Annotated in this window: 10 protein-coding genes; 5 read left to right on the top strand and 5 right to left on the bottom strand. The window is 73.4% G+C overall.

Annotation, left to right across the window (positions count from 1 at the left end):
* The first annotated feature begins 77 nt into the window (after nucleotides 1-77).
* The 3 genes from ACIRP7_RS37980 (at nucleotide 78) to ACIRP7_RS37970 (ending at nucleotide 2,174) form a co-directional block, all read left to right on the top strand.
* Complete coding sequence (locus tag ACIRP7_RS37980) at nucleotides 78-1,097, top strand: DMT family transporter (protein ID WP_403669174.1); 1,020 nt, start codon at nucleotides 78-80, stop codon at nucleotides 1,095-1,097.
* Nucleotides 1,094-1,852: a cyclase family protein gene (locus ACIRP7_RS37975; protein ID WP_403669171.1), complete on the top strand. Its 759-nt coding sequence runs from the start codon at nucleotides 1,094-1,096 to the stop codon at nucleotides 1,850-1,852. Before ACIRP7_RS37980 ends, ACIRP7_RS37975 begins: the two co-directional genes overlap by 4 nt.
* A 91-nt stretch (nucleotides 1,853-1,943) precedes the next feature.
* Nucleotides 1,944-2,174 (top strand): hypothetical protein, encoded by a 231-nt coding sequence (locus tag ACIRP7_RS37970; protein WP_403669566.1) that lies wholly within the window; start codon nucleotides 1,944-1,946, stop codon nucleotides 2,172-2,174.
* 5 nt (nucleotides 2,175-2,179) lie between these two features.
* Here the strand turns inward: ACIRP7_RS37970 and mgtA are convergent, their stop codons facing one another.
* On the bottom strand, nucleotides 2,180-4,798 hold the full coding sequence (mgtA, locus tag ACIRP7_RS37965; RefSeq protein ID WP_403669168.1) for a magnesium-translocating P-type ATPase: 2,619 nt from the start codon (nucleotides 4,796-4,798) through the stop codon (nucleotides 2,180-2,182).
* A 37-nt stretch (nucleotides 4,799-4,835) separates the two neighbouring features.
* Entirely contained in the window at nucleotides 4,836-5,195 is a 360-nt protein-coding gene (locus ACIRP7_RS37960) for an ArsR/SmtB family transcription factor (RefSeq protein ID WP_403669165.1), read from the bottom strand.
* Nucleotides 5,196-5,549: 354 nt separating this feature from the next.
* Here ACIRP7_RS37960 and ACIRP7_RS37955 point away from each other — a divergent pair, with 354 nt between their 5' ends.
* A complete protein-coding gene (locus tag ACIRP7_RS37955; protein WP_403669162.1) occupies nucleotides 5,550-9,503 on the top strand; it encodes an AAA family ATPase in 3,954 nt (1,317 codons plus the stop codon).
* Between the two features lie 150 nt (nucleotides 9,504-9,653).
* Here ACIRP7_RS37955 and ACIRP7_RS37950 read toward each other — a convergent pair whose 3' ends face one another.
* From ACIRP7_RS37950 to ACIRP7_RS37940, 3 genes are all read right to left on the bottom strand, one after another.
* On the bottom strand, nucleotides 9,654-10,889 hold the full coding sequence (locus tag ACIRP7_RS37950; protein WP_403669159.1) for an amidohydrolase family protein: 1,236 nt from the start codon (nucleotides 10,887-10,889) through the stop codon (nucleotides 9,654-9,656).
* A gap of 145 nt (nucleotides 10,890-11,034) precedes the next feature.
* Nucleotides 11,035-11,745 carry a TIGR03943 family putative permease subunit gene (locus tag ACIRP7_RS37945; protein WP_403669156.1) on the bottom strand — a complete coding sequence of 237 codons (711 nt, stop codon included), beginning with the start codon at nucleotides 11,743-11,745 and terminating at the stop codon, nucleotides 11,035-11,037.
* Nucleotides 11,742-12,767 carry a permease gene (locus ACIRP7_RS37940; RefSeq protein WP_403669153.1) on the bottom strand — a complete coding sequence of 342 codons (1,026 nt, stop codon included), beginning with the start codon at nucleotides 12,765-12,767 and terminating at the stop codon, nucleotides 11,742-11,744. The genes ACIRP7_RS37945 and ACIRP7_RS37940 overlap by 4 nt, the downstream gene beginning before the upstream one ends.
* Before the next feature lie 223 nt (nucleotides 12,768-12,990).
* Here ACIRP7_RS37940 and ACIRP7_RS37935 point away from each other — a divergent pair, with 223 nt between their 5' ends.
* Nucleotides 12,991-14,832: an NAD-binding protein gene (locus tag ACIRP7_RS37935; RefSeq protein ID WP_403669564.1), complete on the top strand. Its 1,842-nt coding sequence runs from the start codon at nucleotides 12,991-12,993 to the stop codon at nucleotides 14,830-14,832.
* The last annotated feature ends 204 nt before the right edge of the window (nucleotides 14,833-15,036 follow it).

Genomic DNA, 15,036 nt, shown 5'->3' with positions numbered 1-15,036 from the left:
GGTAGAACCATTTGCTTGTCCTCACAGATTTGCTGGGGCATCGTCGAAGAAGGGGACTACCGGATGGAGGAAGCATCGTGAACGGTGACAGTGGGACACGGAGTCTGCGGGGCGGAGTGCGGGTGGCCGTGCTCGCCCTGCTGTGGGGTTCGACCTTCCTCTGGATCGAACTGGCGCTGCGCGGGCTCTCCCCGCTCCAGGTCACGTTCATCCGCTGCCTCCTCGGCGCGCTCGTCCTCACCGTCGCCTGCTACGCGTCGGGCCGGCGCATGCCCCGCGGCCGCACCGTCTGGCGTCACATCGTCGTCGCGGCCTTCTTCTGCAACGCGCTGCCCTTCGCCCTGTTCAGCCTGGGCCAGCAGACCGTCGACTCCGGCCTCGCTGGGGTCCTGAACGCCACGACCCCGCTGTGGTCGATCGCCCTCGGCCTGGCCCTCGGCTCGGAGCGCGGACTGCGCCCGGTCCGCCTGGCGGGCCTGCTGCTGGGCTTCGCCGGCACGATCGTCATCCTCGCCCCGTGGCAGTCGGCCGGGGCCACCGGCTGGGGAGCCCTCGCCATTCTCGGCGCGGCCGCCAGCTACGCCGTCGCCTTCACCTACATGGGCCGCACCCTGGTGCGCAGGGGCACCCCCACCATCTCGCTCTCCGCCGCCCAGCTCGTCGCCGCGAGCGGGCTGACCGCCGTCGCGCTGCCGGTCGGCGGCCTGGAGTCGATCGACCCCGGCCCGGCGGTCGTGGCCGCGGCTCTGGTCCTCAGTGTCTTCTGCACCGCGATCACCTTCCACCTCACGTACCGGATCATCAATGACGAGGGCGCGACGAACGCCGCGGTGGTCGGCTACCTGCTGCCCGTGGTCTCCGTGCTCCTCGGTGCGGTCGTCCTCGGCGAGGGCCTGAGCGTCCGGGTCGCGCTGGGCATGGCCGTGGTCCTCGTGGGCGTCGGGATGACCCGCCGCAAGGACACGTCGGCGCCCACGGCTCCGGCCGGGACCGTCGAGGAAACAGCCGAGGACGCGCCCGGTGAGCGCGTGCCCACCGAGAACCCGCACGCGCACGCCCTGGCCACCCGTCGCCCCGCGCTGGAGAGCGCGGGATGACCTCCGGCGAGCCCCGGCTGTGGTCCGCGTACCGCGAGCTGACCGAGGGCACGGTCCGCACGGACCTCACCCACGCCTTCCGGCCGGGGCAGCCGCACTTCGCGGGCTTCGGCGACGAACGCCGCGAGACGCTCTTCGACCGGGAGCGCGGCGACGCCTTCACCGCGCACCGCTACACCCTGGCCGGCCAGTGGGGCACCCACGTCGACCCACCCGCACACTTCGTGGCCGGGGCCCGGACCCTGGACCTGATCCCGGTCGAGGAGATGATCCTCCCGCTGGCGGTGCTCGACATCACCGCCCGGGTCGAGGCCGACCCCGACGCCACGCCGACCCTGGACGACGTACGGGGCTGGGAGCACCGCAACGGCCCGTTCCCGTCCGGGGCGTTCGTCGCCCTGCGCACCGGCTGGAGCCGTCGCTGGCCGGACCCGGAGGCGATGGCCAACCGGGACGAGGCGGGGACCGGTCACACGCCTGGCTGGTCGGCGGAGGTCCTGAGGTACCTGTTCGAAGACGCGGGTGTCACCGCCATCGGCCATGAGCAGGCGGACACGGACCCGGGCCTCGCCGCCTCCGCGGGCGACCACGGCCTGGAGGCGTACGTCCTGGGACGCGACCGCTGGCAGATCGAACTGCTGACCAACCTCGGCCGGCTCCCCGAGTCGGGAGCCCTGGTCGTCGCCGCCTGGCCCAAGCCGTACGCCGGTTCGGGCTTCCCGGCCCGGGTGTTCGCGCTGCATCCGGCGGTGTGAGACCCACTGCCGTCAGGCATCGGGCATCGGGCATCCACCCCCGGGACGGTTGCGCAAGCTCTAAACTGTCGCCGTGGACGCAGCGGAGACAGTGGAGACGGCCGAGGTGACCGGCTGGGAGGTCGCCGTCCTCGACGGCGGACCGGCCGACGGGATGCGGGTCAAGGTGGCCGGCCGGCCCCGGGTCGTGCAGGTGTCGTACCCCTGCCGCACGGAGGGCGCGCCGTCCGGGGTGCGGGTGGAGGGCGTCTACGTCTACCGGCTCGATCACGGCGTGACGGACGAACCCCTGCGCTACGGCTTCGACATCGCCTGCCCCTGACACGCTCAGTCGCTGGAGAACACACCCGCGCGGTGGCGCTCGTGGCGCCTCCTCGCCACCAGCAGACCCACGGCGTACAGGGCGAGGACGGCCGCGAGCAGTCCGTAGTACACGCCGGGCAGGGGGCCCAGGCCCAGGGCCGCGCCCGGCGGGGACGCGGGCAGGAGCAGACCGGTCGCGGCCAGTGCGGCGGCCGACCAGGTCACCGGGCCCGGCCGCCGGCCGCCCCTGCCGAGCGAACCCAGGGACAGCAGCACCATCACCACGGCCTGCGTCAGCAGGTTCTCCGTGAACCAGCCCGAGTGGAACAGTGCCTCGTCGTCGCCCGGCCCCCGCAGGGCGAAGGCCAGGACCCCGAAGGTCGCCAGGTCCGCCACGGCGTTCAGGGCACCGAATCCGACGATGAACCGGAGCAGCTCCCGGGGGTCCAGGACGGTCGGCCGGCGCAGCGCCGACGGGGCGGGACGGTCGTGGGCGAAGGCCAGTTGGGCCGCGTCGAAGCACAGGTTCTGGACGAGGACCTGGGCCGGGAGCATCGGCAGGAAGGGCAGAAGAAGGCCCGCGGAGAGCATCGCGATCACGTTGCCGAGGTTGGAGGAGAGCGTGATGCGCAGATACGTGGCGATGTTGCCGCCCGCGTGACGGCCGGCGGCGACCGCGTGGCCGATCGCGGTGAGGTCCTTCCCGGCGAGGACGAGGTCCGCGTTCTGTCTGGTCACCCCGGCCGCGTCGTGTGGGGCGATGCCCACGTCGGCGGTGCGCAGGGCGGGCAGGTCGTTGACGCCGTCGCCGAGGAAGCCGACCGTGTGGCCACCGGCCTGCAGGGCCCGGGTGACGCGGGTCTTGTGCTCGGGGGTGCAGCGGGCGAAGACGGTCGTACGGCGGGCCAGTTCGGTCAGTTCCGGGTCGGTGAGGGTGTCGAGGCGGTCGGCGGTGAGGACTCCGGCCACCGGGACCCCCAGGTCACGGCAGGCCCGGACCGCGGTGCCCGGGTGGTCGCCGGTGAGGACCTTGACGGTGACGCCCCGCCCGGCGAGCCCTGCGAGGGCCTCGGCGGCAGTGGGCGCGAGGTCGTCCCGGAGGGTGACCAGACCGCGGAAGGCGAGGCCGTGTTCGCGGGGGCGGTCTCCGGCGGCGAGTTCGGTGGTGGCGACCGCGAGGACGCGCAGCCCGTCCGCGGCCTGGGCGTCGGCCAGGTCGCGCAGCCGGGAGCGCTCGTCGTCGGACAGGGAACAGCGTGGCAGTACGGCGTCCACGGCCCCCTTGGTGATCAGGGTGTGCGTGCCGAAGCGGCCGGGGGTGCGGACGACAACGGTGGCCAGGCGGCGGCCCGGGTCGAAGGGGAGGGCCGTGACACCGTCGTACGCCATGAGGGTGTCCTCGTCGGCGGCGGTGAGCAGGGCCTCGTCCAGGGCGTCGGGGGCCGGGAGGTCGGCGAGCTGGAGCGACCACCAGGCGGCGGCCGCCGCCCACCGCAGTACCTCGGGCTCGTCGTGGCCCTCGGCGTCCAGGGCCCGGTGGACCACCGGGCGGTCCCGGGTGAGGGTGCCGGTCTTGTCCACGCACAGCACGTCCATGGCGCCGATGTCGTGCAGGGCGGGGAGCCGTCTGACGATGACGCCGTGGGTACGGGCCAGCAGGGCGGCGCCGCGGGCCAGGCAGGTGGTGACGAGGACCGGCAGCATCTCCGGGGTCAGGCCGACCGCCACCGCGACGGCGAAGGGGAGGGTCTCCAGACCCCGTCCGCGCAGGGCGGCGTTGGCCATGAGCACCAGCGGCGGGGTCAGCAGCGCGAACCGGATCAGGATCCAGGAGACGCCCTGGACGGAGCGTTCGAAGTTGGTCGCCGGGGGTTTTCCGGTACGGCGGTGGGCGGCGGCGAAACGGGTGTCGCCGCCGGTCGCGACGACCACGGCGGTGGCGCTGCCGGAGGCGACACTGCTGCCCTGGAAGCAGTACCGCGGATCCTGGAGGACACCGCCGTCCCGCGGCCCGTCCTCCGCGGACTTCTCCACCGGCGCGGACTCTCCGGTGAGGGCGGATTGGTGGACGGTGAGTCCGCTCGACCGCAGCAGTCGTACGTCCGCGGGGACCAGGTCGCCCGGGCCGAGCCGTACGACATCGCCGGGGACGAGTTCCTCGACCGGGATCTCACGGGTGACCGGGGCCGTGTCCTGGCCGGCCCGGCGCTGAACGGTGACGGTGGTCGCCACCAGGCCGCGCAGTCCCGCCGTGGAGCGGCCGGCCCGGTGCTCGCCGGAGGCCCGCAGGACACAGCTCACCGCGACCAGCAGCAGGATCACCGAGGCGGTGCCCCAGGCGAAGACGGCGGCCGACACCAGTCCCAGACAGAGCAGCACCGCGGTGAAGGGGTCGCGCAGGCTCCGTGCGAACAGGCGGGGCCAGGAGGGGTCCCGGGCGTCCGGAACCGCGTTCTCACCGAACCGCGCCCCCCGCTCGTCGGCCTGCGCCTCGGTCAGCCCCCGCGGCCCGGCACCGAGCCCCCGGAACACCTCGAGAAGACTCCCGCCACCATCGGCCGCAGAAGGCAGAACCCGTAGGACGGGAAGACCGGGCGGGGGAGCACCGGCAGGGGTGCCGGAGCCGTTGGGAAGCGCGGCCACGGACGAGGTCTCGTCCTCCCCTCGCCCCCCCGACTGCTCAGACACCGGCCTCGCGCAGTCGGTCCGACGGACCCGGGGAGGTCTCCCGGGCGGTCAGCTGGCCGACCATGACGCGGACCACGGTCACGATGTCGGGATCGTCGATGTAATAGATCTGCCTTCGGCCCTCGCGGCGGGACCGCACCAGCCCCGCGAGCTTCAGTTTCGCCAGGTGCTGGCTGACCGCGGGGAGCGCGCCGCCGACCCGGTCGGCGAGGTGGGTGACGTCGCTCTCGCCCTGGGACAGCGCCCACATGATGTGCAGCCGGGCGGAGGAGGCGAGGAGTCCGAACACCGCGGCCGCCTCGGTCAGCACCTCGCCGGACGGGTCCTGGAAACCGCCGACGACCTTCGCCACAGCCCTCTCCCGTCACCTCGGAACGTCCGGTCAAGTGTAGGGGCGGCACTGTGACCGTCCCGCTTCGTCCGGTACCGGTCCCTCCCCTCGTGGGGACCGGTACCGGAGGAAGCGGGTGACCGTGAGCGGAATGTGGCCGAGAACGTACGGCGCGCTGGTTGGCGTGCGGGGCGCCGGACTGGTGGCCTGTCATGGCGCCGCCCGATGACTGCGCCGCAGGGTCATGATCCTGCCAGCCAGGGGGCCCACAGAGGAGGTTCCGGTGCCGGAGACAGGGCGTTACCGCAGGTCAGCCATATAAAGTGGGTTTTCCGGTCCGGATTCAGCCGCGAGGGAAGTTAGGGGTGGAAGACCTTGAGCTCCGACTCAGGAGCACGCACGGCCTTCGCGGAGCGTCTCGCCCTGTTGTACCGAGAGGCAGGGAATCCGCCCCTCAAGCGGGTGTCCGAGGGAGTCGGCCGACTCCAGCGCGTCGACGAGCGCGGACGCCCCGTCCGGGTGTCCGCACAGCGGATCAGCGACTGGCGCCGGGCCCGGAACGTGCCCGCTCAGTTCACCGCCCTCGCGGCCGTGCTGCACATCCTCATTCCCGAGGCCCGGCGGATCAGTCCCACCCCCGTCTCGGCCGGTCTGTACGACCTCGGCCAGTGGCAGCGGCTGTGGGAGCGCGCGCTGGCCCCGGACGAGGACGAAGGCCCTCCGCCGGAGCCTCCCGCCGGGGTCTGCCCGTACCGCGGTCTCGCCTCCTACCGGCGGGAGGACGCCCGCTGGTTCTTCGGCCGGGAACGCAGCACGGAGGCACTCCTGGAGCTGCTCCGCTCGGCGGCCGGGACCAGCGGCGGTCTGGTGATGCTCGTGGGCGCCTCGGGCGCGGGCAAGTCCTCACTGCTCAACGCCGGTCTGGTGACCGCCCTGGAGGAAGGGGCGCAGGCCGGGGAAGCGAGCGGCCGGGCCATCCTCCAGCTCGTGCCGGGCGCCGATCCGCTCGCGGAACTGACCTGTCGTATACCCGAGCTGGCACCGGTCGTCTCCGCCGCCGGGACCGCCGGTCCCGACATCGACCATCCTCCCGAATTCGCGCACGCGGTGCGGGAAGCGGTCGCCTCGTGGGCTCAGCGCGAGGCCGCCGCCGCCCGGCCGGTGATGATCGTCGACCAGTTCGAGGAGGCGTTCACCCTCTGCTCGGACGAGACGGTCCGGCGTACGTTCGTCCAGGTGCTGCACGCCGCGTGCACGCCCGCAGGCCCGGACACGCCCGCGCCCGCCCTGGTCCTGCTCGGCATCCGCGCCGACTTCTACGAGCGCTGCCTCGACCATCCCGAGCTGGCCGACGCGCTGCAGCACCGGCACATGGTCCTCGGGCCGCTCACCGGCGGGGAGCTGCGTGAGGCCGTGACGGGTCCGGCCCGGGCCGTGGGCCTGGAGCTGGAGCCGGGGCTCGCGGAGCTGATCGTGCGCGAGGTGAGCGCCGACGGTCCGCGCGGGGCGCACGTCGCGGGCGTCCTGCCGTTGCTCTCGCACGCCCTGCTCGCGACCTGGCAGCGCCGCAAGGCGGGCCGGCTGACCGTGGCCGGCTACCGCGCGGCCGGCGGTATCCAGGGCGCGGTCGCGGCCACCGCCGAGCGGGCCTGGTCCGGTCTGGACCCGGCGGCGCGTATGGCGGCCCGGCTGCTGCTGCTGCGTCTGGTGCGGCTCGGTGAGGACACCCAGGCCACCCGCCGGCGCGGCACCCGACGCCAACTTGCCGCGGAGTCGACCGACCCCGGCAAGACCGAGGAGTCGCTGGAGGCCCTGGTGCGGGCCCGGCTGGTGACGCTGGACGCGGAGACCGTGGAGATCACCCACGAGGCGCTGCTGACGGCGTGGCCGCGGCTGCGCGAGTGGATCGACGAGGACCGCAGCGACCATCTGCTGCGCCAGCGCATCGAGGAGGACGGCCGTTCCTGGGAGGGCTCGAACCGCGACTCCTCGCTGCTGTACCGGGGTTCGCGGCTCGAACAGGCGCGCACCTGGGCGAAGTCCGCCGGGGACACCTATCTGACCCGCAGCGCGGTGGAGTTCCTGGCCGCCTCGGTCCGGCTGCGCCGGCGTACGGTCCTGATCGCACGGGGCGCGGTGTCGGCGCTGGTCGTCCTCGCGATGGTGGCCGTCGGGTCGGCGGTGGTCGCCTGGCAGCAGCGCAACGACGCCGTGTTCGAGCAGGTCGTCGCGGAGGCGGACCGCGTCCACTCCACGGATCCGTCGCTGTCCGCCCGGATCGACCTGGTCGCACACCGCCTCAGGCCCGACGACGAGGGCACCAACACCCGGCTGATCTCCATCGTCAACGCGCCGCTGGCCACCCCGCTCACCGGTCACACCGGCGCCGTCTACCTCACCTCGTTCAGCCCGGACGGCAAGCTCCTCGCCACCGCGAGCTACGACCGGACCGTCCGGCTGTGGGACGTCGGCGACCGCCGGCACCCCAAGGCGCTGGGCGAACCCCTCACCGGCGGCACGAGCTGGGTGAGCAGCGCGGTCTTCAGCCCGGACGGCAGAACGCTGGCCAGTGCCGGGGACGACGGGAGGATCCGGCGGTGGGACCTCACCGACCCCCGCCGGCCGAAGCCCCTCGGCGCTCCCCTGACCGGCCACCGCGGCACCATCTACCTGATCGCGTTCAGCCCGGACGGGCGCACGCTGGCCTCCGCCGGCGAGGACCGCACCGTACGACTGTGGAACACCCGCGACGCCAAGGAGCCGCCCGCCGTCCTGACCGGGGCCGGCGCCGCAATGCGCTCCGTGGCGTGGAGCCCCGACGGGCGCACCCTGGCGGCCGGTGGGGACGACAACACGGTCCGGCTGTGGAACACCGGCGACCCGCGTCGGCCCCGGGCGTACGACCAGGTGCTGAAGGGGCACACCGGTCTGGTGCACTCGGTGGCCTTCAGTCCGGACGGGACGGAGCTCGCCACCGGCAGCGCGGACGACAGCGTGCGGCTGTGGGACGTGAGCGACCCCGCCCACCCGGGCCCGGTCGGCTCACCGCTCACCGGCCACAGCGGTCCCGTCTGGTCCGTGGCCTTCAGCCCCGACGGACGCATGCTCGCCGCCGCCAGCGCGGACAGCACGGCGAGCCTGTGGAACGTGAGCGATCCGGCGTACCCCTCACAGGTCGGCGAGCCCCTGGCCGGGGCGAGCGGCGAGATGTACGCGCTGGGCTTCAGCCCCGACGGCCGGACCCTCGCGACCGGCAGCGGCGACAGCAAGGTGCGGCTGTGGTCGATCCCGGCGGGAGACCTGGTGGGCAGCAGCGGGGCGTTCCGGCGGGACGGCGAGGTGCTCGCCACGGCCGGCCGGGACGGGCGGATCCGGCTGTGGAACGTGACGGACCCGGCCCGGCCCGTGGCCCTCGGCAAGCCGTTCACCCCCGTGGCCCGCGACCCGGACTCCCAGGTGTTCTTCTCCCCCGACGGCCGCACCCTCGCGGTGCTCACCACCGGCCGGGTCCACCTGTGGAACGTCACCGACCCGGCCCACCCCGTCCCCTACGGTCCGGCGCTCGTGCTGCGCACCCGGTTCATGGGTCCGGACGCAGTGGCGTTCAGCCCGGACGGACGCACCCTGGCCACCGCGTACGACAGCCGCAACCTTCAGCTGTGGAACGTCACCGACCCGGCCCACCCGGTCTCCCACGGCCCGATCGCCGGCCACAAGGGGTACATCGACGGCCTTGCCTTCAGCCCGGACGGCCGCACCCTGGCCAGCGGCAGCGCGGACGGCACGATCCGGCTGTGGAAGGTCACGGACCCGGCCCGTCCGGCCCTGCTCCGCAAGCCGCTCACCGGGCACACCGGGCCCGTCAACGTGCTCGTCTTCAGCCCGGACGGGCACACCCTGGCCAGCGGCGGCAACGACGACGTGGTCCGGCTGTGGGACGTGACCGACCCCGCGCACGCCGAGCGGACGGGCGAGGCGCTCATCGGGCACACCGAGGCGGTCGTGTCGCTGACCTACAGCCGTGACGGCTCCACGCTGGCCAGCGGCGGCAACGACAACACGGTCCGGCTCTGGGACGTGGCCGACCCGGCCGCGGCCGGCCCCATCGGGCAGTCGATGAGCCCCAGCGCCAAGACCGGCAGCTTCCTCTCCTTCAGCCCCGACAGCCGCATGCTCGGGATCTCCAGCGGCGCGGACACCATCCGGCTGTGGGACCTGGACGTCGACGACGCGATCAGCCGCATCTGCGCCACCACCGAGAACGTCCTGACCCGCCAGGAGTGGCAGGAATACCTCCCGCGGCTCTCGTACGACCCTCCCTGCAGTTGACGCCCATTACGTGATCCCGATCACAACTTCTCCACCCGCCTGAGCAGTCCGCTCCCGCTGTTCCCTTTGCCTTGTTAGTCTTGGCCACAGCCCGACCGCTGGTGCATCCCCCGTCGCCAGCGGTCGGGTCTTTTCCTGCGCGGGACCGGCTCATTTGTCGAAGCCGAGCTCCAGCATCCGGATCGCGTTGCCCCGCAGCAGCTTGTAGGTCACGTCCTCGGACAGCCCGGCCACGTGCTCCCACGCGACCTCCTTGGTGTGCGGCCAGGTCGAGTCGACGTGCGGATAGTCGGTCTCGAAGGTCGCGTTGTCCACGCCGACGGTCTCGATGGCCTCGATGCCGTGCCTGTCCCGGAAGAAGCAGCAGAAGATCTGCCGGTAGTAGTACGTCGACGGCGGCTCCGGGATCAGGTCCTTGACGCCGCCCCAGGCCCGGTGCTCCTCCCAGACGTCGTCGGCGCGTTCCAGGGCGTACGGGATCCAGCCCATCTGGCCCTCGCTGTACGCCAGTTTGAGCCGCGGGAACTTCACCAGGACCCCGGAGAAGAGGAAGTCCATCATTGAGGCCATGGCGTTGTTGAAGGACAGGGACGCCTGGACCGCGGGCGGCGCGTCCGGGGACGCGGCCGGCATCTGGGAGCTGCTGCCGATGTGCATGTTGACGACCGTCCCGGTCTCCTCGCACGCGGCGAAGAACGGGTCCCAGTAGCCGGAGTGGATCGACGGCAGCCCCAGGTGAGTCGGGATCTCGCTGAAGGTGACGGCCCGTACGCCCCGTTCGGCGTTGCGGCGGACCTCCGCGACCGCGAGCTCGATGTCCCACAGCGGGATCAGGCACAGCGGGATCAGCCGGCCGCCGCTGTCCCCGCACCACTCCTCGACCATCCAGTCGTTGTAGGCGCGCACACAGGCGAGCCCGACCTCCTTGTCCTTGGCCTCGGCGAAGGTCTGCCCGCAGAACCGCGGGAAGGTGGGGAAGCACAGGGAGGCCTCGACATGGTTCATCTCCATGTCCTCCACCCGGGCCTTGGGATCCCAGCAGCCCCGCCGCATCTGCTCGCGGGTGATCCCGTCGAGGGTCATCTCGTCCCGCGAGAAGCCGACGGCCGCGATGATCCGCTTGTACGGGAAGAGGTCCCCCTCGTACTCCCACCAGTCCGTGAGCTGGCCCTCCGGATCGGTGGTGAACCGGTACTTCCCGCCGACGTACGCGAGGTCCCCGATGCCGGCGGTGAGCGGCTTCGGCCCCCTGTCCCGGTACTTCGCCGGAAGCCAGGTCTCGAAGAGGTGCGCGGGCTCGATCACGTGATCGTCCACGCTGATGACTTTGGGGATGTCCCTGGTGCCCGGTCCCGTTCCGGTTCCGCTCTCGGTGGTGACGGCCATTGCCTGCCCCCTAGCCGGTATCTGATGGGTCGTCAGATGCAGGCTAGGGGGAGGTCCCTGCCACGGCAAGGGCCATCAGGGGGTCGGGCGCACCGGTGGCCGGGGACCGCGGCCGTCACTTGTTCCAGGTCTAGTTCTTCCAGGTCTAGTTGTTCCAGGTCTCGTCGTACGGGTCGTGCGGCGTCGGGACCGGCTTGGCCTCCGTGATCTCCAGGTACGGGATCGGGCGGCCGTTCACCGTGTCCTTGGTCCGCTTGGCCGTGTAGGTGCCGGTGACCTGGAGCCAGCCGTCCGGTTTGAGGACCGGCGGGACCTGCCCGGTGAGGCCGACCTTGACCGGCTGGGCGTCCGCCGCGCAGCAGTTGAGGGCCATGCGGACCAGGTAGGGCGTGCCGGAGTGGTCCAGGGCGACGAACCCGGTGATGGTGATCTGCCGTCCGGCCAGGCCCCGGCCGTGCTCGTAGACCGCGCGGCCCGCGTAGTCGGCGAGACCGAGCCGCAGGGGTCCGCTCGCCGGGAGCTTCATATAGCCGTACGACTGCTGCAGGGCCGTACCCGTGCGCATCGCACTGTAGGAGCCGAGGGCGGGCGGGGCGACGAGGATCAGGGCGAAGAGGGGGAGGACCAGGAGCCAGGAGACGCGGGGTTCACGGTGCGCGTGGTCCTGCTCCCCGGCCTTGGCCCGCCACTCGTACCAGGCCGTCGCCAGCGCCGTCACGATGAGGACGACGCCGGCCGCCAGGACCAGCGGGCGCAGCCCCGCCTTGACGTAGCGGAGGTAGAGGTCGGTGAGGCCCGCGTGCAGGAGGGCCGCGCCGAGGAGGAACAGGACCGCCGACTGTGCCTGCCGGTTCACAGCATCACCAGCCCGGTCAGGACCGAGACCACGATCGCCAGGGCGAGGGTGGCGGGGGCGAAGCGCAGGGCGAAGGCGCGGCCGAAGGTGCCGGTCTGCATCGCGAACAGCTTGAGGTCGATCATCGGGCCGACGACCAGGAAGGTCAGCCGCGCGGTGAGCGAGAACTGGGTGAGCGAGGCCGCCACGAACGCGTCCGCCTCCGAGCAGATCGACAGCACCACGGCGAGCGCGGCCAGGGCCAGCACGGCGATCACCGGGTTCTCCGCCGCCGTACGCAACCACGTCTGCGGGACGACGGCCTTCAGGGTCGCCGCCGCCATCGCGCCCACCACCAGGAAGCCGCCCGCGTGCGTCACGTCGTGCCGGACCGAACCCCAGAAGGCGGCACCCTTGCTCTGGCCCTCGTACGCGTGGCGGGCCGGCGGTTTCAGCAGGTCCGTGCGGCCCAGGCGCAGCCACAGCCAGCCCATCGCGCACGCCACCAGCAGGCTCGCGACCAGCCGGGCCACGACCATCCCGGGATCGCGCGGGAAGGCGATGGCGGTCGCCGTCAGCACGATCGGGTTGATCGCCGGGGCGGAGAGCAGGAAGGCGAGGGCCGCGGCCGGGGTGACACCGCGTCGGACCAGCGCGCCCGCCACCGGCACGGACGCGCACTCGCAGCCCGGCAGCACCGCGCCCGCGACCCCGGCCACCGGCACCGCGAGAGCGGGGTTCTTCGGCAGGGCGCGGGCGAAGAACGACGGCGGCACGAACACCGCGATCGCCGCCGACAGCAGCACCCCGAGCACCAGGAAGGGCAGCGCCTGGACCAGCACGGCGACGAACACCGTCATCCAGCTCTGCATGACCGGAGCGCCCAGCGCCCCCCGGATCGGCCCCTGGAGCAGCACCACCAGCAGCATCAACAGGGTCAGCACGAGGGGCGAGTCGAGGCGCCGCGCTTCCGCGTCCGGCGCCGGACGCCGGTCCTCGCCGGTGTCCCGCGTGGGCGGGGGTGCTTTGGTGATGACGGCCACGGCCGGGATCCCTCCGGTGGTGAGGTGCTGGTTCCCCTGCTGGTGCGTACGGCGGGGAAGGTCCGTTTGCTCAGAGTGCGCGGGGGTTTGGGGAATTCTTGGCAGTCCGAACGAGCCCGCGGGACCCGGCCGTGGCACCACCCGCCCCGGTGAGGCAGTCTTCTCCCTCGTGGGGAGCGTTCCGAACCAGAGTCCAGGGCTGCCGGGCGACGCGGCCGCGCACATGGTGGTGTGCGGGGACGACGGGCTCGCGCACCGTCTCGCGGCCGAGCTCAGAGGGGTCTACGGCGAGCAGGTCACGCTCGTCGTCCCGGCCTCCGAACGGTCCGTGCGGCCACCGGTGGTGGTACGGGCCCGGTCCGCGTCCGCGCTGCTCGACCGGGTGGTGACCCGCGCCGCCGGCCTGACCGGCAACGGCGGCGGTCCTGTCCCCGCCGGTGAACCCCCGAGCGGCATACGGCTCATGGAGGCCGCCGAGCCGAGCGAGACGGCGCTCGCCGAGGCGGGCGTGGAACGCGCGGACGCGCTCGCGCTCGTGTACGACGACGACGAGACCAACATCCGCGCCGCCCTCACCGCCCGCCGCCTCAACCCCCGGCTGCGGCTGGTCCTGCGGCTCTACAACCGGCGTCTCGGCCAGCACATCGAGGAACTCCTCGACCAGGCCGCCGCGTTGGCCTCCGGCGACCCGGCCGACGGGACCGGCTTCGACGCCTCCACGACCGTGCTCTCCGACGCCGACACCGCCGCGCCCGCACTGGCCGCCACCGCCCTCACCGGCACCAGCAAGGTCCTGCAGACCGGCGGCCTGCTGCTGCGGGCGGTCGAACGGCCGCCGGCCGGGGCCGGGGTGAGCCCCGATCCGGGTCTCGCCACGCTCGCCCTCCTCTCGCCGACCGACAGCACCGGGGCCGCCGGCGACCAGGGCCCGACCCTGCTGCCGGACGCGGCAGCGGTACGGGACGGCGGCGGACGCGCGACCGTCGTGCTGGAGCAGGTGTCCTACGCCGGGCCCTCGCTGCCCGACGGGCGGGGGGTGATGCCCTGGTTCGCCTCGCTGTTCTCGCGGCGGCTGCGGTGGTCGCTGGCCGGGATGGTGGCGTGCGTGGTGGCGCTCGCCGTCGCGCTGTGGCTGGTGACCGGGATCCATCCGCTGCGCGCGTTCTATCTGACGCTGCTCGACCTGTTCGCGATCGACGACCCCGCGATCGGCCAGTCCGTCGGACGGCAGATCCTCCAGCTCCTTTCCGGACTCGCCGGACTGCTGCTCCTTCCGGTGCTCCTCGCGGCGGTACTGGAGGCCCTCGGCACCTTCCGCACCGCGTCCTCCCTGCGCAAACCGCCTCGGGGCCTCGGTGGTCATGTGGTGCTCCTCGGGCTCGGCAAGATCGGCACCCGGGTGCTGACCCGGCTGCGGGAGCTGAACATCCCCGTGGTGTGCGTCGAGTCCGACCCCGACGCCCGCGGACTGGCCACGGCGCGGCGGCTGCGGGTGCCGGTGGTGCTCGGGGACGTCACCCAGGAGGGGGTCCTGGAGGCCGCCAAGATCCACCGCGCGCACGCACTGCTCGCGGTGACCAGCGCGGACACGACGAACCTGGAGGCGGTCCTGTACGCCCGGGCCGTGCGGCCCGACCTGCGGGTGGTGCTGCGGCTGTACGACGACGACTTCGCGACCGCGGTGTACCGCACCCTGCGGGCCGCGCACCCCCGTGCGTCCACCCGCAGCCGGAGCGTCTCCCACCTGGCCGCCCCCGCCTTCGCCGGGGCGATGATGGGCCGGCAGATCCTGGGGGCGTTCCCGGTCGAGCGGCGGGTGCTGCTGTTCGCCGCGGTGGACGTGGGCGGGCACCCCCAGCTGGAGGGGAAGACGGTGGGTCAGGCCTTCCGAGCGGGTTCCTGGCGGGTCCTGGCCCGGGAGGAGTCCGGGGACTCCCCGGGACTGGCGTGGGACCTGCCGGACACGTATGTGCTTCAGGCCTCGGACCGGGTGGTGCTGGCGGCCACCCGGCGAGGGCTGGCGGAATTGCTGGGGCGCAGGGGACGGGAGCGGGCGGGGGCGTAGCGGTTCGTCGCGGGCTGCGGGGCGGTGGGGGGGGGGGGGGGGGGGGGGGGGGGGGGGGGGGGGGGGGGGGGGGGGGGGGGGGGGGGGGGGGGGGGGGGGGGGGGGGGGGCGGGGGGGGGGGGGGGGGGGGGGGGGGGGGGGGGGGGGGGGGGGGGGGGGGGGGGGGGGGGGGGGGGGGGGGGGGGGGGGGGGGGGGGGGGGGGG

Origin of the sequence: Streptomyces sp. NPDC102270, assembly GCF_044766405.1 — a bacterium.
In the GTDB taxonomy this organism is placed as follows: domain Bacteria; phylum Actinomycetota; class Actinomycetes; order Streptomycetales; family Streptomycetaceae; genus Streptomyces.
This window is presented reverse-complemented; position numbering and strand designations above follow the sequence as displayed.